At 65.3% G+C, this 18,283-nt stretch carries 16 protein-coding genes and 3 pseudogenes; 16 read left to right on the plus strand and 3 right to left on the minus strand.

The genetic code is table 11. The annotated features are described in order from the left end of the window. The first annotated feature begins 117 nt into the window (after positions 1-117). A complete protein-coding gene (locus ACFQRE_RS16225; protein WP_380124394.1) occupies positions 118-648 on the plus strand; it encodes a hypothetical protein in 531 nt (176 codons plus the stop codon). A gap of 125 nt (positions 649-773) precedes the next feature. Here ACFQRE_RS16225 and ACFQRE_RS16230 read toward each other — a convergent pair whose 3' ends face one another. Then, entirely contained in the window at positions 774-1,130 is a 357-nt protein-coding gene (locus ACFQRE_RS16230; protein WP_380124396.1) for a VOC family protein, read from the minus strand. Between the two features lie 328 nt (positions 1,131-1,458). Between ACFQRE_RS16230 and nrdR the strand changes: the two genes are divergently transcribed. The 8 genes and pseudogenes from nrdR to ACFQRE_RS16270 all read left to right on the plus strand — a co-directional run bounded on the left by nrdR (position 1,459) and on the right by ACFQRE_RS16270 (position 12,679). Further along, positions 1,459-1,980, plus strand: a complete 522-nt coding sequence (gene nrdR / locus ACFQRE_RS16235; RefSeq protein ID WP_380124398.1) for a transcriptional regulator NrdR — start codon at positions 1,459-1,461, stop codon at positions 1,978-1,980. Positions 1,981-2,168: 188 nt separating this feature from the next. Further along, positions 2,169-5,144: a vitamin B12-dependent ribonucleotide reductase gene (locus ACFQRE_RS16240; protein WP_380124400.1), complete on the plus strand. Its 2,976-nt coding sequence runs from the start codon at positions 2,169-2,171 to the stop codon at positions 5,142-5,144. 156 nt (positions 5,145-5,300) lie between these two features. Beyond that, a complete protein-coding gene (locus ACFQRE_RS16245) occupies positions 5,301-5,786 on the plus strand; it encodes a hypothetical protein (RefSeq protein ID WP_380124402.1) in 486 nt (161 codons plus the stop codon). A 195-nt stretch (positions 5,787-5,981) separates the two neighbouring features. Continuing rightward, a pseudogene (locus ACFQRE_RS20000) lies at positions 5,982-6,442 on the plus strand (vitamin B12-dependent ribonucleotide reductase); the annotation flags it as partial. A 402-nt stretch (positions 6,443-6,844) separates the two neighbouring features. Continuing rightward, a complete protein-coding gene (locus ACFQRE_RS16255; RefSeq protein ID WP_380124406.1) occupies positions 6,845-8,086 on the plus strand; it encodes a DNA cytosine methyltransferase in 1,242 nt (413 codons plus the stop codon). Continuing rightward, a complete protein-coding gene (locus ACFQRE_RS16260) occupies positions 8,083-10,425 on the plus strand; it encodes an ATP-binding protein (protein ID WP_380124408.1) in 2,343 nt (780 codons plus the stop codon). Before ACFQRE_RS16255 ends, ACFQRE_RS16260 begins: the two co-directional genes overlap by 4 nt. Beyond that, positions 10,422-12,074 (plus strand): helicase-related protein, encoded by a 1,653-nt coding sequence (locus ACFQRE_RS16265; protein ID WP_380124410.1) that lies wholly within the window; start codon positions 10,422-10,424, stop codon positions 12,072-12,074. The genes ACFQRE_RS16260 and ACFQRE_RS16265 overlap by 4 nt, the downstream gene beginning before the upstream one ends. Continuing rightward, positions 12,074-12,679 carry a hypothetical protein gene (locus ACFQRE_RS16270; protein ID WP_380124412.1) on the plus strand — a complete coding sequence of 202 codons (606 nt, stop codon included), beginning with the start codon at positions 12,074-12,076 and terminating at the stop codon, positions 12,677-12,679. The genes ACFQRE_RS16265 and ACFQRE_RS16270 overlap by 1 nt, the downstream gene beginning before the upstream one ends. Here the strand turns inward: ACFQRE_RS16270 and ACFQRE_RS16275 are convergent. Beyond that, positions 12,669-13,346 (minus strand): very short patch repair endonuclease, encoded by a 678-nt coding sequence (locus ACFQRE_RS16275; protein ID WP_380124414.1) that lies wholly within the window; start codon positions 13,344-13,346, stop codon positions 12,669-12,671. The genes ACFQRE_RS16270 and ACFQRE_RS16275 overlap by 11 nt on opposite strands. A 408-nt stretch (positions 13,347-13,754) precedes the next feature. Between ACFQRE_RS16275 and ACFQRE_RS16280 the strand changes: the two genes are divergently transcribed. The 5 genes and pseudogenes from ACFQRE_RS16280 (at position 13,755) to ACFQRE_RS16300 (ending at position 16,113) form a co-directional block, all read left to right on the plus strand. Further along, the gene (locus ACFQRE_RS16280) at positions 13,755-14,582 is read left to right on the plus strand and encodes a hypothetical protein (protein ID WP_380124416.1); all 828 of its coding nucleotides are present in this window, start codon (positions 13,755-13,757) and stop codon (positions 14,580-14,582) included. Positions 14,583-14,737: 155 nt separating this feature from the next. Next, positions 14,738-14,986: an SRPBCC domain-containing protein gene (locus ACFQRE_RS16285; protein WP_380124418.1), complete on the plus strand. Its 249-nt coding sequence runs from the start codon at positions 14,738-14,740 to the stop codon at positions 14,984-14,986. Further along, a pseudogene (locus tag ACFQRE_RS16290) lies at positions 14,971-15,144 on the plus strand (polyketide cyclase); the annotation flags it as partial. The gene ACFQRE_RS16285 and the pseudogene ACFQRE_RS16290, both read left to right, overlap by 16 nt. Before the next feature lie 242 nt (positions 15,145-15,386). Then, positions 15,387-15,728 (plus strand): annotated as a pseudogene (locus ACFQRE_RS16295) (methyltransferase domain-containing protein); the annotation flags it as partial. 211 nt (positions 15,729-15,939) lie between these two features. Further along, entirely contained in the window at positions 15,940-16,113 is a 174-nt protein-coding gene (locus tag ACFQRE_RS16300) for a hypothetical protein (protein WP_380125879.1), read from the plus strand. 109 nt (positions 16,114-16,222) lie between these two features. Here the strand turns inward: ACFQRE_RS16300 and ACFQRE_RS16305 are convergent, their stop codons facing one another. Further along, the gene (locus ACFQRE_RS16305) at positions 16,223-16,822 is read right to left on the minus strand and encodes a hypothetical protein (protein WP_380124420.1); all 600 of its coding nucleotides are present in this window, start codon (positions 16,820-16,822) and stop codon (positions 16,223-16,225) included. A gap of 276 nt (positions 16,823-17,098) precedes the next feature. Here ACFQRE_RS16305 and ACFQRE_RS16310 point away from each other — a divergent pair, with 276 nt between their 5' ends. Then, entirely contained in the window at positions 17,099-17,551 is a 453-nt protein-coding gene (locus tag ACFQRE_RS16310) for an SRPBCC family protein (protein WP_380124422.1), read from the plus strand. 165 nt (positions 17,552-17,716) lie between these two features. Beyond that, on the plus strand, positions 17,717-18,175 hold the full coding sequence (locus tag ACFQRE_RS16315) for an SRPBCC family protein (protein ID WP_380124424.1): 459 nt from the start codon (positions 17,717-17,719) through the stop codon (positions 18,173-18,175). Positions 18,176-18,283: the final 108 nt, after the last annotated feature.

Consider the following 18,283-nt stretch of genomic DNA (forward strand, 5'->3'; position numbering starts at 1 on the left):
GAAGATTCCGAGCACACTCCCCGCGGCGAACGCGGTCCTCGCGGCGAAGGCGGCGAGCGACGCGGTCCCCGGGGCGGCGGTCGGGGTCCCGGCGGTCGCGGCGGACGCGGACCCGGCATGGGTCGCCCCGGCGGCTGGCAGCAGGCCGATGTCCCCAGCGCCGACGATGCACAGGACTGGTTCAACGGGCGCCTGCCCGAGGACTGGTTCACCGAGGTCGACGTCAACGTCGACCGTGACGAGATCACCGTCATCGGCACCCTGCCCGAGCCAGACGGCGGCGCCAAGCTCGAAGGCGCCGAGGCCGAAGGTCGCGTCAGCCGTTGGCGCTCCGACACCAAGGAACGACGCATCGAGATCGCCCGCGAAGCCGAGGGTCGATACCAGCGCAAGGTGTCCTGGGGGGTGCGGCTCGGAGACGGGACGGCACTGTTCACCCACCTCGCCGCGCCGGTCATGACGCGACTGCGCCAGCCCGAGCGCCAGGTCCTCGACACCCTCGTCGACGCCGGCGTGGCCCGCTCCCGCAGCGACGCGCTCGCGTGGTCGGTCCGACTCGTCGGACAGCACGCGGACGAGTGGCTCGGCCAGCTGCGCGAGGCCATGAGTGAGGTCGACAAGCTCCGTTCCCAGGGGCCCACGATCTGACCTACTGCCTTGCGTCTGCGGATGTGGTCGCTCTAGCCGCCGAATCCGCAGACGCAAGAACCGTGCAACGTATGCCGGCAGCTCTCGCGAGCTGGCGGCATACGTCGCGTTGTGGCGGTGTTCTGTCAGGCGGCGTGCTCTCCGGCGATGCAGAACTCGTTGCCCTGCGGGTCGGCCAGGGTGTGCCACGCGAAGTTCTCGTCACCTCGGCGCTCCACGAGCGTTGCCCCGGATGCAAGAAGGTGCTCGGTCGCACCCTCGAGATCCTCGGTGGTCAGGTCGAGGTGCAGGCGGTTCTTGCCCAGAGTCGGGTCCTCGACCTTCTGGAAGGCCAGCGTGACGGGCAATGAGCCGCCCTTGACGATGACGAACCAGCCGTCATTGGTCTCGGCGATCTCGGCTCCCGTCACCCGCGCCCACCATGCGCCCAGCTCCTCTGCGTCAGTGGTGTCGGTCGTGATCATGGCCAGCTTCAGTGTCATGCCCCGAACGCTATGACCGACCTCTGACAGAGCGACCAGGGATGTCCGTGCGGGGCACGAAGCGGGGGTGGGATGTCCGTGTGGGGCACGAAGTCGGGTTCACGGGCGGCGACACGCCGACGGTGAACTCGCCACGCGGATGGGCTTGCGGCGTGTGTCACAGCGGCGCATACTGGCTACTACATCTAGTGGTTACACCGATGTAGTTCATCCACATGTGGTTCACAGGGGCGGGGCACTTCTCCACAGGTTGTCCCCAGACCGTCCCCAGAGTTGTCCCCAATCCCGGCCCAGATGAGGGTCACAGACGCGAAAAGGAGTCGGTTTCATGCACTGCCCGTTCTGCCGCCACACCGACTCCCGCGTCATGGATTCGCGCGCCACCGACGACGGCTCGAGCATTCGCCGCCGTCGCCAGTGCCCCGAGTGCGGCAAGCGCTTCACGACCGTCGAGACCGCGGCACTGTCCGTCGTCAAGCGGTCCGGAGCGGCCGAGCCGTTCAGCCGCGCCAAGGTCCTCGTCGGCGTCCGCAAGGCCTGTCAGGGCCGCCCGGTCACCGAAGACCAGCTCGCCCTCCTCGCCCACCAGGTCGAGGACAGCATCCGCGGCGCCGGACAGGCCGAGATCGACGCCCACGAGGTCGGCCTCGCCGTCCTCGAACCGCTGCGCTGCCTCGACGAGGTCGCCTACCTGCGGTTCGCCAGCGTCTACCAGGCCTTCGACAACCTCGAGGACTTCGAGCAGGCGATCACCCTGTTGCGCGTCGAGCGCGATGAAGCCACGGGCGAGGAACCACCAAGGGGTATGCCGGCCCGCGGGCCGGGTGCCCCGGTCGCCCCGCCGGGCTGACCGGGCAGGGCAGCGGCACCGCAGCACACGGCATACCCGGCAACCCTAGAGACACAGAACTTCTGTCGCCAGATCCATGACAAGGCGACACCACCAGCAGCACCTGACCACTGTCAGTGGTCACCGCAAGAATTGATGCAGTTCATACGAACGCCCGGGATGAGCCGGGCAGAAGAGGGAGTCAGGCAATGACGGAGACCGCCGGCGCACGCACAGGGGCACGCAAGGCCAAGGGCAAGGGTGTGCTTGTCGAGCGCATCTTCACCACGCCCGGTGTGCACCCCTATGACGAGGTGACCTGGGAGAAGCGCGACGTCGTCCAGCAGAACTGGAAGACCGGCGCCACGATCTTCGAGCAGCGCGGGGTCGAGTTCCCCGACTTCTGGAGTGTCAACGCCTCCACGATCGTCACGACGAAGTACTTCCGCGGCGCCGTCGGCACCGAGGCACGCGAGACCGGGCTCAAGCAGCTCATCGACCGCGTGGTCCTCACCTATGTCAAGGCGGGCAAGGAGCACGACTACTTCTCCTCCGACAAGGACGCCGAGCTCTTCGAGCACGAGCTGACCTACGCCCTGCTGCACCAGGTGTTCAGCTTCAACTCCCCGGTCTGGTTCAACGTCGGAACGGCTTCGCCGCAGCAGGTTTCGGCCTGCTTCATCCTCGCCGTCGACGACTCCATGGACTCCATCCTCAACTGGTACAAGGAGGAGGGCTTCATCTTCAAGGGCGGCTCGGGTGCAGGTCTCAACCTGTCGCGCATCCGCTCCTCGAAGGAGCTGCTCAGCTCAGGTGGCACGGCCTCGGGTCCGGTGTCGTTCATGCGTGGCGCCGACGCGTCCGCGGGAACGATCAAGTCCGGTGGAGCGACCCGTCGTGCGGCCAAGATGGTCGTCCTCGACGTGGACCACCCCGACATCGTCGAGTTCGTCGAGACCAAGGCCCGCGAGGAAGACAAGATCCGCGCCCTCCGTGACGCCGGCTTCGACATGGACCTGGGCGGCAAGGACATCGTGTCCGTGCAGTACCAGAACGCCAACAACTCGGTGCGCGTCAACGACGAGTTCATGCGCGCCGTCGAGGAGGGCACCGAGTTCGGTCTGAAGTCGCGTGGCGACGGTTCGGTCATCGAGACCGTCGACGCCCGCGAGCTCATGGGCAAGATCGCCAAGGCCGCGTGGGAGTGCGCCGACCCGGGCATCCAGTACGACGACACGATCAACGACTGGCACACCAACCCGGAGACCGGCCGCATCACCGCGTCCAACCCCTGCTCCGAGTACATGTCGCTCGACAACTCCTCGTGCAACCTGGCCTCGCTCAACCTGCTCAAGTTCCTCAAGGACGACGACACGTTCGATGTCGTGAAGTTCCAGCAGGTCGCCGAGCTCGTCATCACGGCGATGGACATCTCGATCTGCTTCGCGGACTTCCCGACCGAGCCGATCGCCAAGACGACTCGTGACTACCGCCAGCTCGGCATCGGCTACGCCAACCTCGGCGCGCTGCTCATGGCGACCGGTCACGGCTACGACTCCGACGGTGGCCGCGCGCTCGCCGCGTCGATCACGTCGCTGCTCACCGGTGCCGCCTACAAGCGTTCCGCCGAGATCGCCGGTGTCGTCGGACCGTATGCCGGGTACGCCCGCAACGCGGACGCCCACAAGCGAGTCATGCGCAAGCACGCCTCGGCCAACGACTCGATCCGCACCATGCAGACGATGGACAAGGACATCCACCGCGCTGCGACGAAGGCGTGGGACGCCGTCGTCAAGGTGGGGGAGAAGAACGGCTACCGCAACGCCCAGGCGTCGGTGCTCGCGCCGACCGGGACCATCGGCTTCATGATGGACTGCGACACGACCGGCATCGAGCCGGACTTCTCGCTCGTCAAGTTCAAGAAGCTCGTCGGTGGCGGCTCGATGCAGATCGTCAACCTCACCATCCCGCGTGCCCTGCGCAAGCTCGGCTACACGGAGGAGACGGTCGAGGCGATCGTCGAGTTCATCGCCGACAAGGGTCACGTCATCGACGCGCCCGGCCTCAAGACCGAGCACTACGAGATCTTCGACACCGCCATGGGCGCGCGCTCCATCTCGGCCATGGGCCACGTGCGGATGATGGCGGCCACGCAGCCGTTCCTCTCCGGTGCCATCTCCAAGACGGTCAACCTGCCCGAGGACGCCTCGGTCGAGGAGATCCAGGACGTCTACATGCAGGGCTGGAAGCTCGGCCTCAAGGCGCTCGCGGTCTACCGCGACTCCTGCAAGGTCGGTCAGCCGCTGTCCGATGGTGGCTCCACCGCGAAGGATGCTGCCACCGACAAGGCTGCCGGTGTCGCTGCTGCGGCTGCCGGTGCTGTTGCCGGCCCGGCGCAGGTCGTCGAGAAGGTCGTCTACCGCCCGACGCGTGAGCGTCTGCCGAAGCGTCGCTCCTCGCAGACGACGTCGTTCGCCATCGGTGGCGCCGAGGGTTACCTCACCGCCGGCACCTACGCCGATGGTCGCCTCGGTGAGGTCTTCCTCAAGTTCGGCAAGCAGGGTTCGACGCTCGCCGGTGTCATGGACGCGTTCTCCATCGCCGTGTCGGTTGGTCTGCAGTACGGCGTGCCGCTCGAGACGTTCGTCGAGAAGTACTCGAACATGCGCTTCGAGCCGGCCGGCATGACCGACGACCAGGACATCCGGATGGGTCAGTCGCTCGTCGACTACGTCTTCCGCCGCCTGGCGCTGGACCACCTCGACTTCGAGACCCGGTCGTTCATGGGCATCCACACCGCCGAAGAGCGTCAGCGTCAGCTGGAGACGGGCTCCTACGCCCCGTCGACGGTTGAGGGTGACGACACCGAGGCACTCGAGGACGAGATCGAGTCGTACTCACAGGGTGTGGGTGCGTCCTCCCCGAAGAAGACGGCAGAGGTGGCACCCAAGGGGGACTCGCCGGCCGTTGACGACGTGGAGCACGCCAGCGAGGTCAAGTCCGGTGCAGGCGCGGCCTCGGCCCGCAAGGTCTCGGACGACGTCCACTCCTCGGCTGAGCTGATGGAGAAGTTCCAGGGCGTCTCCGCGGACGCGCCGATGTGCATGACCTGCGGCACGAAGATGCGCCCGGCAGGCTCGTGCTACGTCTGCGAAGGCTGCGGAAGCACCAGCGGCTGCAGCTGATCCAGCAGTAGCTAGAAGAGCGGCCCCGAGGACCTCCTCGGGGCCGTTCGTCTTGCCCTCGCCATGGCTCGGCGTTCGAGGCTGAGAGCCACCAGTTGGCTGGGGGGAGACGTCTGGGGGACAAGCCTCAGGTACGCGGAGAACTAAGGTGACGGGGTGCACCCCTCAGCCGAACGCGCTCTAGACCTCATCTCCAGCCAGCAGTCCCCGGCCAAGCTGCTCGACGCCAGTCGAGAGGCGTGGGACGAGCATGGCTACCCCTTGACGTACGCGTGCTTCATGGCGCTCGTGGCGTTCGGCGACAACTTCGGCGGTCAGGGGAGCGATGGCGAGCCCCTGCAGGTCGTGATTCCACGCCCGCCCTCCGAGGTCATCATCCTGGCTGGGCGACGCCGCGGTGAGGAGGCGCTCGACATGCTCAACAGCCTGTTCACGCGCGTCCGGGAAGCCGACCTCGCGCGGACCCAGGAACTGGCTCCCGGCCCGTCGCTGGCGGACCTGGACAAGAACTACAAGGGGAACGCGGCCTACCTGATGGCGTACATCGTGGGATCGGGAGTGGCGACCCTGGTGGAAGAAGGCCAGGACGGCGAGGGAGTCCTGGACTCAGTCGGACAGTTCCTCGAGGAGCTGTCCGGCTAGACCCGTCGTCGATTGGGATCGGCCCGAGTCCGTTCGAGCATGAAGCTCTCGATGCGTTCGAGGGGCAGGAGCCGGCCCCGCCTCAGATGAGTCGGGTCCGTACCCACCTCCTAGGTGTGCCTAGCTCTTGCCTGCCAGACCTGAGCACAGGTGAGGATCTCCTAGGCATCACCGGCGAACAGGATTCCGGACGGTCAGTCGCTCGTCGACTACGTCTTCCGTCGCCTGGCGCTGGACCACATGGACTTCGAGGCTCGCTCGTTCATGGGCATCCACACCGCCGAGGAGCGTCTGCGCCAGCTGGAGACGGGCTCGTACGCACCGTCGACGGTCGAGGGAGACGACTCCGAGGCACTCGAGGACGGGATTGAGTCGTACTCGCAGGTTGTCGGGGCGTCCTCGCCGAGAAAGACGGCCGAGGTGGCCCCAAGGGTGACTCGCCGGCGGTCGACGCGGTAGAGCATGCCAGCGAGGTGGGTGCCGGTGCGGCCTCGCCCGAGATCTCCTCGGACGTGCACTCCTTGGCCGAGACGCTCGAGAACTTCCTGGGTGTCTCCGCAGACGCGCCGATGTGCATGACCTGCGGCACGAAGATGCGCCCCGCCGGGTCCTGCCACGTGTGCGAAGGCTGCGGAAGCACCAGCGGCTGCAGCTGATCAAGTGGGAGATCGACCTGCCCGGGCAAACGCTTGTGCCGGGCAGGTCGATGCTTTATGCAGAGACTCTGAGGGAGGGCTCCGTGACCCCTACCGGTGAGACGTTCGCCGAATCCAGGACACCGCAGCCTCCGAAAAAGGTGCGGACGCCTTGGCCCCCGCAGCGATCACTTGGAACAAGCGTGTGATCGCAGTCTGGGTAAGGCACTTACGGAGATCAACGAGATCGAGTCCTGATGCGGCGCCTTTCCCAATGAATGATGTCGACCACGCACCGCCCTCAACTTCTGCTGTTAGGCCCCAACGACGGATTCGATCCATGCCACTTCGGCGGGGTGCCGACGAACCTTCGGTGGCTTGCGGCAGGATGGGTCCAGTTGCCACCAGCACTTAAGGAAGCGCATGTCCGCCCCTGCGGTCGTCCCTGCCGTACCGCTCGCGAAGCCCTCCGTTCTCTCCGTCGTCGACGATGCTCCGGTTCGTCCCACTAGCGTCGAGCTATTCGCCGGAGCGGGCGGCTTGGCGCTTGGATGCCAGATCGCTGGCTTCAATTCCGTCGCCACCCTGGAGCGAGACAAATGGGCGTGCGACACGGTCAGGGAGAACAAGCGACGCGGTCACGAACTCGTCTCCGATTGGAACGTCCACGAGGGCGACGTACGCGACTTCGACTGGTCGGGGGTGGCCGACGACATCACACTGGTGGCGGGAGGCCCGCCCTGTCAGCCATTCTCGGCCGGCGGACGAGCCAAAGCCGCCGATGATCCCCGCGACATGTTCCCGGCGACGGCGGAGATCATCGCGGAGCTGAAGCCGAAGGCGTTCATCCTGGAGAACGTCCGAGGGCTCACCCGCGCCGCTTTCGCCGACTACTTCGAGTACATCCAACTGAGGCTCACGCTGCCCACCCTCACAGCCAAGCGGGACGAGGAGTGGATCGAGCATCTGCTGCGGCTACGCATGGCGAGCGAGAACCGGGGACGGTACAACCTGAGCTATCGAGTCGTCCCCAACATAGTGAACGCCGCCGACTACGGCGTACCGCAACAGCGGCACAGGGTCTTCATCGTCGGGTTCCGGGGAGACCTCGATGTCGATTGGACCTTCCCAACTCGCACGCACTCCAAGCAGGTCTTGCTGCATTCGCAATGGGTCACTGGGGAGTACTGGGAAGAGCACGAGGTCCCGAAGAGCAAGCGACCTGAGGCACCCAAGACCGGCATCCTTAAGTCTCTCGACGCCGAGCCAGGACAGCGCTGGCGCACCGTACGCGATGCCCTAGTCGGTCTTCCCGAACCCACCCTCAAGCCGTCTAAGGCCGTGCTCAACCATGTGCTCCAGCCGGGAGCCAGGTCGTACCCGGGCCACACAGGTAGCCCTCGGGACATGCCGGCCAAGACGCTAAAGGCGGGCTATCACGGGGTGCCGGGTGGCGAGAACATGCTCAGGGACATCGACGGCTCGATCCGATACTTCACGGTGCGCGAGAGCGCGCGACTCCAGACGTTTCCCGACGACTACGAGCTCCATGGCTCCTGGGGCGAGGCGATGCGTCAGATTGGCAACGCCGTACCGGTGCTACTCGGGCAGGTCGTCGCAGAAAGTGTCCACAAGGCCTTGATCAAGGAGGGGATTGACCTATGACCGACACGCAGCCAGCTACGCTCAACCTCACGCCGTCTCCACGGATTCTGGAGATGATCGCGGAGGTCGACCTTCAGCTTCACCAATGCCTAGGTGAGTTGATCGACAATGCGCTGGACGAGTTGGTCGAGGCATCGGCCCAGGACCCGACTCTGGAACCGCGGATCGACGTCACACTTCCGACCGCCGGGGCGGCCGAGAAGTCCTCGGAGATCTGCGTGAGTGACAACGGGCGTGGCATGTCGCCGGAGCAGCTCCAGGACGCGCTCAGCGCGGGTACGTCGGGCAAACAGCGCTTCGGCAGTCTGGGCCTGTTCGGGATGGGTTTTAACATCGCCTCGGCGCGGCTGGGCGCCATCACTGAGGTGAGGACCGGCTGCAACGGCGACGACCAGTGGGTCATCGCGACCATCGATCTCCTGGCGATGCAGCGCCAGGCGAGTTACGACGTTCCGCTGCGCTATGAGGACAAGGCGCGCGAGGAGCACGGCACCCTGGTTACCGTCACCAAACTGCGCGAGGACATGGTGACTCGGCTGAGATCCACTCGTGCGGTGAGGGACACGATGGCGCACCTGGGGCGCATCTACACGTTCATGCTTCGTGACCCACAGGGCGGCCACTCCGGCGCCGAGCTGATGGGTGGCGCGGATCAGCGGCTGTATGTGAACGAGCGCGCGGTCTCGCCACATCTTCCGTGCATCTGGGATCCGAGCCGTTCGGTGATCTACAAGGGCGCTCCCGTCCCGACCGCGACCAAGATCGACATCCCGCTCACCAACGCTTACGCGTGCATGAACTGCGGACGCTGGTACACGACGGCCTACGAGAAATGCATCGACTGTGAGAGCACCGACATCAAGGAGCAGGAGCGACAGGTCCGCGGCTGGCTAGGCATCCAGCGTTACGCCGACAAGTCGGACTTCGGCCTGACGTTCCTGCGCCACGGCCGCGCCATCACTTACCAGGACAAGTCGCTGTTCAACTGGGAGACACCGGACGGCGACTTCGAGCTGGAGTACCCCATCGAGCTCGGGATGGGGCGCATCGTTGGTGAGCTTCACCTCGACCACGCGCCCGTGAATGTCCGGAAGACCAACTTCGACACCTCCTCGCAGGAGTGGCGCTTCATGGTCGAGAAGGTCCGGGGCCCGGAGCCTTTACGACCGAAGCACGCGATGCGCCTGGTGGGGCACGAGAACGGCTCGCCGATGAGCCAGTTTTTCAACGCGTACCGAGAGACCAGGCCCGGGTTGCGTTATCTTGTCCCGGGTAACGGCGAGACCTCGATTCACGAGCAGGCGAAGTCCTGGGGGACGAAGTTCCGCGACGGCGATCCCGAGTACTTGACCGATGAGAAGTGGTACAAGGCGGCGGCAGACCATAACCGAATCAAGGACGGCCCACCAGCTGAGACAAAGCCTTCGACCGACGATGACGACTGGCTGGATGACGAAGGCCTGGGGCACCTCGGCGGTGGAGACGACGCGACCGAGTCGACCGACGATGAAGACGCCGCCGAGACCGAACCAGTCAAGCCCGAGACCCGTGAGGAACGATTCGCGCGATACCGGGCTTCCGCGATGCTCATCCCCGATACCGACCGCGCGATTAGGATCGGGACTTCGCAGCCCGTGCTTCGCGTCTACGTCACGTCCGGAGTCGAACTCACCGAGGATGGCCTGAGTCAGCCATACGCGATCCAGATCGTCGGCGGCGAAATCGAGGTGTACGTCGACTCGGGCACGTCCCTCATCGCCCAGTACGCGTGGTCGCCGATGAACGTCGCACTCGTGTGCGCCGCGCCTCAGCTCAAGAGCGTGTACTCCGTCGACTGGTCGATCCACCAGCTCGTAATGTCCATCCTCGACCAGTTCCCCGATCGCAGGGTCGACGCTGCGGCCGTGCGGGCGCGCGCGGACTCGCTACTCGACGACATGCGTGACCGCCTCGGCGATCTGGCCTCTAAGGATCCCAACGCCTACTGGAGCGGTCTGTCCGGGGAGGCTCGTCGCGCCGCAGAGGCGAACGCGGTGACCATCGCGCCGGACATCGACTGGAACGCCGCCGTCGACATTGGCGACTTCGGGAGGTATCTGAGCGCCGAGGGCGTTCACGACCTTGTGACCAACAGCCCCGCGCTAGTGCTGGACGGCACCCTGTTCCGAGCCACCTACGCGTCCCTTGGCGAGGAAACGCAGGCGGATCAAGTGGCGCGCGTCGGCGCGCTGCTCGCTGATCTGCGCAGGATGACTGCGGGAGCGCCCACTCGAAGGGTAGAGCTGTCCCGGCTGCTGCTTACAGCGGAACTTCTCGACGAGGAGATCGTCTCGGAATGACGAACTCTTTTCTGGATCCATCCTTCCTGGTCGAGGAGGGACCGAAGGGGTTCACCCGACAACTGGAGAGGCTCCTCAGACTGATCGCGTTCACCGACGTCGTCAACGTGGACGGTCCCGGCGACAAGGGTGCCGACGTACTTGGCCGCCTGAAAGGGGAGGACTGGATCTTTCAGGCAAAGTGGAAGATGTCGGGATCCGTTGACTTCGAAGCCGTGGACGAAGCGCACGCCGCGATGCAGCACTACGGTATTCACCGCGCTGTGGTTGTGACGAACCGCCAGTTCTCACGGAAGGCCACGGAACGAGCAAAGGCGTTGCGGGGTGTCGGCGTCAACATCACCCTCTGGGACGGTGGCCGCATGTCCACTATCTACGCGCGTGCTCCCGACAACCCACAGTCTTTCGACCTGCACAAGTATCAGGACCGGGCCGTCGAGGAGTCGTGGCGAGCCTTGACCGAGACCGGTCAGGCTCTCGTGTATCTCGCGACCGGGCTTGGCAAGACCGTCGTTGCTGGTCGAGTGCTCAGACGGTTCCTGCTGGCGAACCCTGGAGCTCAGGTACTGGTCACTGCGCACATGGTCGATCTGGTGGAGCAGCTCGAACGCGCGATGTGGCGCGACATCCCTAAGAACATTCCTACGCGCCTTCTCCATGGCTCGTCCAAACCCAATGCGCTACCGGGGGTGACCTTCGGCGTCGCGCCGACCGCCAGGCACTACATCGCGTCCGGGTACTCGCCGAGCCTCGTCATCGTGGATGAGGCGCATCATGTTGGCGAGACCGGCAACTACGCGACGATGCTCGACCGACTGCCCAAGGCCAAGCGCCTCGGAGTGACCGCTACCCCGTGGCGAGGGGACAAGTACGACATCGAGCAAACCTTCGGCGAGCCAGTGGTCCGGGTGTCGATCTCGAAGGGCATGAAGCTCGGCTACCTGGCGGACGTCAAGTACCGGGTGTTCGCTGACAACATCGACTGGGACTTCGTCCGAGAGGCCTCGGAGCACGGGTACACCATCAAGGACCTGAATAAGCGTCTGTTCATCCCGGAGCGGGATGAGGCCGTCAAGGGACACCTTGAGAAGGTCTGGGATCGGACGACCAATCCCCGCGCCATCATCTTCTGTCAGACCATCGAGCACGCCGAGCAGGTGCGCGACCTCATCTCGCGTCGACCCGGGTGGGAGCGGACGTCGACCTTGCACGCCAATCTCAAGAGTCGAGAGCGGCGTGCGCGGCTGCTGAACTTCCGGTCCGGCGAGGTGCCGATCCTGGTGGCCGTTGACATCCTCAATGAGGGTGTGGACGTCCCCGATGTGAACATTCTGTGCTTCGCGCGTGTCACCCATAGTCGACGGATCTTCGTCCAGCAGTTGGGGCGTGGCCTGCGACTACGGAAGGGCAAGACCTACGTGGAGGTGCTGGACTTCGTTAGCGACGTCAGGCGTCTCGCCGAGGTTTACGACATGCGCGAGCAGGTGTCCGAGGACGAGATCGAACAGGTGTCGCTGGGAAGCAGCCAGTTCCTGTTCGAGGACCTGCAGGTGCGGGATCTCCTCGAACAGTGGATGGCCGATGTCGGCGACCTGGGAGGTGCGGACGACAGCGTGCGTCTCGAGTTCCCGCCGATCGAGGGAGTCTGATGGCGGCGATTCCGGCCGACGTGCGGTCCGAGGTGATCGAGGAGCTCGTCCGCCAGTTCGACGCGGCGCGGTGGGAGGAGTTGTCCTCGCCCGAGGCCAGCGGGATGTACGACCGGTTCGTGAAGGACCCGAAGATCGGCGGGCGGCTGTCGACCTACATGCCGGCAGACAAAGTGAGGGTTTGGATCAAGGATGGTCCCGCCAAGGAATACCGTCGGGCGCTGGAAGGTATCGGACCAGTCGCCTCCTTCACGAAACGCGCGTATCCCGGTCCCGAGTCGGTGGTGCGCCTCGCCCTTGGAGACCGGTGGGTGCCCAAGAAGGACACCACCGAGGAGAAGCCCATGCGGTGCTTCGCCAAGGACCCAGAGGGCCAATCGATGTTCGTGATCTGGGGACCCTTGAGCGCGCTCCAGGGGCTGATCTGGAATTCCTGTCTGATCCGCGCCGAAGATCCCCTGAAACCCATCACCGTCGTCGTCACGAGGCCGACCAGTGCCTCGCTGCCGAGCGACGATTGGGAACTGGTGAAGCGCCTGTGCGACATCGTCGACGCGGACTGCAGGCAGGTGACTTACGCGGTGAGTCGGAAACCTAGCGTATAGTTTCGGCGGCCTCACGAACCGTAGAGGAGATCTGGTCGGCCACGCTCGCAGGGTCTTCGTGCTCCCAGAAGCGGAGTACCAACCACCCGGCTGCGATGAACGCGTCGGACGACTCGACGTCCCGCCGCTGGTTGACCTCGATCTTGTCGGCCCAGAAGTGGCTACGGGAGCCAGTCGCGGGTCGGTAATGGTCCGGACAGCCGTGCCAGAAACAACCGTCAATGAGGACCGCGATCTGCTGCCTGGGAAAGGCGATGTCGGCTGTCCGCCGCAGCCCGGGGACGGGCCGGTAGCTCACCCGATACCGCAGCCCTCTTTGGTGTAGTTCGCGTCGGACCGACATCTCGGCAGCCGTGTCGCGCCCACGTGTGTTAGACATTCGAGCGCTGACGGCGGGATCGACGGCTGGTGGAGAGACCATGAGGCTATGGTCTCCTATCCGTCTACGTGCGGTCAGCGTGGCGGAGTCGACGCCGCTGTTGCCGCAGGTGCAGCGCCGCAGCGCGCCGACGCGTGGGCGGTTCGAGGTGACTACCCAGGGCCTAGCAGGGTCTGCACTACCGTGGAAGCGCCCGATTCCGCGCCCGGTCCGTTCACCAAGGGCGCACGTGCGGCCAGAGCGAAATCTCGATGTCGTCGATGCTGTCCGCGCCGGCGACCATGCCATCCACGAGTGATTAGGCTGCGGCCCACCATCTCTGGGTCAAATACCAGGAAAGGTCGACTTGAAGATGTTGACGAGTTGGCTGGCGCGCTCTCGATCAAATTGAAGCGACTGAGAGACCTTGCCGAGGATCGAGCGACCGTCGGAGCCGTAGGTATCTAGCTGGATTACAAGGTCGCCGTCGCGATCCGTGACTCTCCAGCCGCATTCGCACTCGGTGTGTCGACTGGTCTTGTCTGACGTTGACTTGGTGAAGTTCGTAACGAAGGCCATAGAAACTGTTTGTACCAGTGCTGGGCCCATTGTGGGGGGATTCGAGGATTGCCATGCCTTCGGCGGCGATCCTGACGTGATCCGTGAGATGGGTCGGCACGAGGCCGCGAAAGCGATTGGCACTCTAGGGTGTCTTGCGTGACCGGACGTGCGGTGGACGTGCTCATGTATGGCAACTTCATTGATCCGCTCGAGGAGCATGGCGTACAGCTCGTGAACACCATGCTCGCCCGAACCCGAGCGAGTCAAGACGCGCCAACTGGCGACCAGAGCCTGCCTGAGGGCCCCCACTTCGTCTACGAACATGCCCCCAATCTGTTTGGCGGCAGATCGGGTCGCGGACCCCTTCACGTTGCTTGGGACACAAATCTCCTGATCGACTATTTTGAGCGCGGTCCTCGCCTTTGGTCCGGCGAATCGATGCCCGACACGCTGCCGGGAACCTATGGCGAGGAACTTGAGGGTCTGCAACTGATCGTGACTCTGTGGGTCCTACGCGACATCCGGTTCCATGTGCCTCGCTTCTTTCTACGAGACACGAAGCGCAAGGCCTTGTCGAGCGAACGCCGAAGACAACGGCATCATGCTATGCACGAGTTCCTCCAGGCGATCGCCTTGGTTGCAGATGGCGGAGGCAGCGATGGCCCAAAACAATGGACTTGGCACAGAACTGATCAGGTTTTCCTGAACCGTGTTCCGGCGGGAAACGACCGCGCACTTGTCGAAGAAGCCCTTCGGTCTGGAATGGACGTTTTTTTGACCCGGGATGCCGGCGTCCTGGCGGCGAAGTCGTCCCTACGACTCCTCGGCCTCACCGTGGCTAGTCCCCTTGACCTCGTCGAGGAGCTGGCGGCAGCCGGTGCCCTCCACTGCCTATTCGAGCCTCGCTCCCTTTACTGGGCCATGCCGGATCAGGCCAGGGTGGCGCACTTGGTGCGTGCGATGGGGCCCTCCGTTGACCCCTAAGGATGCGCGGCGACGCGCCAACTTGTGGCGTGGGCTGCCTGGAGAGACATGAGCAACTAGAAGTTGCTCATTGGACTGGTCTCGCGTCTCCTGACGTGCAACAACAGGTTGGACGTCAGGAGGTTGGTCATTGGTTCGGAACGCTGGAGGGACAGGTGCACGTCAAGGCCTCGCCAGAGGTGGTCTTTGAGGTGGTGAGTCGTCCGGAGCACATTCGCGAGTGGTGGTCCGACGACGCCAGCCTCAACGACGTGGCACCCGGTGCCGTCGGTGAGGTGGTCTGGGGCGACCGCGCCCAGGTCGAGTCCTTCACCGTCGTTGAGGTGGACCGCCGCGCCGGTTCTCCTTCCGCTGGGTCACGTCCGAGGGAGAAGCGGCCACGCAGGGCAACTCACTCCTGGTGACCTTCGATCTCGAGCCCTCGGCCACTGGTACGATCCTGCGGCTCGCCGCGACCGGCTTCCGGGAGCGGGGCTGGGAGGTCGCCGTCCTCGAAGAGGTTTACCGCGACCACGAGAACGGATGGGACACCTTCTTGCCACGGTTGGGTGCCTATGCGTGAACCCTCACGGCGTCATGAACACCCTCACGAGCGCCCCCATCGACGACGACCTCTGGTCGGCAGTCGGGGACCCCACGCGCCGGCGGATGCTCGACGCCCTGATCGCCCGCCCGGGCACCGCCACGAGCCTCAGCGAGCACCTCCCGGTCACCCGCCAGGCGGTGGCCAAACTGCGCCCGGGCTCGACGGGTTCGCCGGTGATGGACGCTCGGAGACCGCCGCAGGGGGTCTTCGCCGCGATGATGAATCGCGACGCCCGCCTGCTTCCTCTGCTCACCCATGCCGTGCGCCACGGGGGTGGGGTGGCGCCGGATGCCTACGAGCCCGAAGGCACTCTCGCCCAGGACGTACTCGGTGCCGAAGGGATCGAGAAGAACCTCGTGCCCAAGGTGCTTGGTGCCGTGCCCGGCCCCGCCGTTCGCGCCGGCGGCACCGACGTCCTTGACATGGGCTGCGGAAGCGGCATGGAGGTCGTCGTCATGGCACGGGCCAACCCGACCTCGCGCTACACGGGTTACGACCTCGCACCCGATGCCATCGCAAGTGCTCGGAGCAAGGCCGCGGAGGCGGGCGCGGAGGCGACCTCGAGGAACGCGACATCGTCGACATCCCAGCCGCGTCCTTCGGCCCCCTCACGGCGCTGGACACCATTCACGATCTCGGTGACCGCCTTGGCGCCCTCGTCGCCGCCCGCGAGGGACTTCGCGAAGGCGGAACCTTCCTCATGTGCGAGGCCACGGCAACGGGTGGCTTCGAGGTCGACCGGCACTCGGACTCGGCGTGGGAGTACTTCACGTGCCTTGCAACCTGTTTCCCAAGAGCCAGTTCTTCGGCGGCCCCAGCCTCGGGTCGATGTGGGGTGTCTCCGGTGCCCTGCCATTGCTCAAGGAGGCCGCCTTCGCGGAGGTCGCGACGTACGACACCAATGCCGGTTCGACCGTCTACGCCTGCCGCGCAACGAGGGGCTGAGCAACGAAGGGCTCCACGCCGCCGTTGGCCCAGGTGGCTGCGCCCCTGCGCGCAGCCACCCAAGCCAGCCACACGGCATACCCCAGGGATGGATCGGGCGAAGCCCGGATCAGAACGTGTCGTTGATGGTGATCCGGTCGTAGCCCTTGGGCTTGGGGTCGGTCCCGAAGCAGTTCAGGGTCGCGGTCTGGCCGGGGAGGATCTGGTCCGACGTGCAGTCGAGGGACGCCAGCACCTCGTTGCCCTTCATGAACTTGATCTCGACGAAGGGGCCGTCGCGATCGTCGCGGTTGTTCGTCACCTTGAGGTTCTTCAGCTCCATGCCGAAGTCGCTGCTCGTGATCTTCCAGCCGGCGGCGTACGCCAGCTTGCGGATGTCGAACGCCTTGCCCTCGACGATCGTCACCGGGTTCGCCTCGTTGCCGACGTCGTCCGGGTCGACCTTCGGCTCCGAAGGGACGGCCGGCTTGGCGGGCGTCTTCGCACCGGCCGCGGCGGCGGGGGAGGAGGTCGTCGTCGGTGCCGCCGTGGTCGGGTCGTCACCGCCGCCCTTGAGCGCAGCCTGGAAGCCGAACATGGCGATGAGTCCGATCCCGACGGCCAGGATCGGGTGTCGCAGGACCCAGCCCTTCTTCTTCACCGGCGGCGCTGGCGGGTTCGTGGGCTGCCACTGGTTGGGCTGCGGGGTGTGGGTGGGGTTCTCGCTCATGTCGTTCTCCTTGGCTGGCGGCCGCATATCGGCCGGGTTGGCGTGATGAGCTGAGTTCATCGCGTATGCCGGGTTGCGGTCTGCCACAGGCCGGCTCACGTTCGTTGGCCGTTTGGGGGAGATGGGGTATGCCGGGTCCAGCCGTTTGGTGGACACGGCAGGCCGGGTGCCGGGCCGGGGGAGCGGGCGAAACACATCGGCAACCAAGGGTTGCGCAACGGTTTGAGGTCGCATACTCTGATGCGCAACAACAGGTTGCATATCAGGAGGTAGGTCATGGAGTTTGGAACGCTCGAGCGACAGGTGCACGTCGAGGCCTCGCCAGAGGTGGTCTTCGAGGTGGTGAGTCGCCCGGAACACATCCGCGAGTGGTGGTCCGACGACGCCAGCCTCGACGAGGTGGCACCAGGTGCTGTCGGGGAACTGGTCTGGGGCGACCGCACCCAGGTCGAGTCCTTCACCGTGGTCGAGGTGGACCCGCCGCGGCGGTTCTCCTTCCGCTGGGTCACGTCTGAGGGGGAGGCGGCCACACAGGGCAACTCGCTCCTGGTCACCTTCGACCTCGAGCCCTCCGCCACCGGTACGACCCTGCGGCTCACCGAGACCGGCTTCCGCGAGCGGGGCTGGGAGGTCGCCGTTCTTGAGGAGGCCTACCGCGACCACGAGAACGGGTGGGACACCTTCCTGCCACGACTGGTTGCCCACGCCGGGACGCTGTCGGCGCCATGAGCTGCGGGCAGGAGCCTCAGCGAGGGCCTCCCGGCCACCCGCCAGGCCGTGGCCACTCCGTGGGCAGCCCGTGGGACGCCCGACTTCAGCGCATCAAGCGGCTCGCCGAAACCATCGAGCGCGCCAACACAACACAAGGCACGACAACACAGAAGGGAAAGAACAATGGTTGACATCCTGCACCAGGTGGGAGTCCAGGCGACTCCCGACAAGGTCTACGAGGCCATCGCCACCATCGATGGACTCAAGGGGTGGTGGACCGAGGAGACGACCGGCTCCACGGACGTCGGCGGAGTGATCCAATTCCGTTTCCCCGCAGGCGGATTCGACATGCTCGTGCGCGAGAGCATCCCCGGCGAACGCGTGCTCTGGGAGGTCGTCGACGGCCCTGAGGAGTGGATCGGGACGACCATCGACTGGTCCTTGGTCAATGAGGGCGACTGGACGACGGTGAACTTCAGCCATCGCGACTGGAGGGAGCCGGTCCTGTTCATGCACCACTGCAGCACCAAGTGGGCGACCTACCTCGTGAGCCTCAAGCAACTCATCGAGGACGGCGCCGGAGCCCCGAGCCCGCGCGACCTCAAGATCATCAACTGGGAGATCGAGGCAGCGGCGAGCTGAGGCTCGGGCGGCCGCAGTTCGGCCGGTTGGTGTGATGGGCCGAGTTCATCGCGTATGCCGGGTTGCGGTCTGCCACAGGGCGGCTCACCTTCCGTGGCCGTTTGGGGG

Origin of the sequence: Knoellia pratensis, from assembly GCF_042666395.1 — a bacterium.
Taxonomy (GTDB): Bacteria; Actinomycetota; Actinomycetes; order Actinomycetales; family Dermatophilaceae; genus Knoellia; species Knoellia pratensis.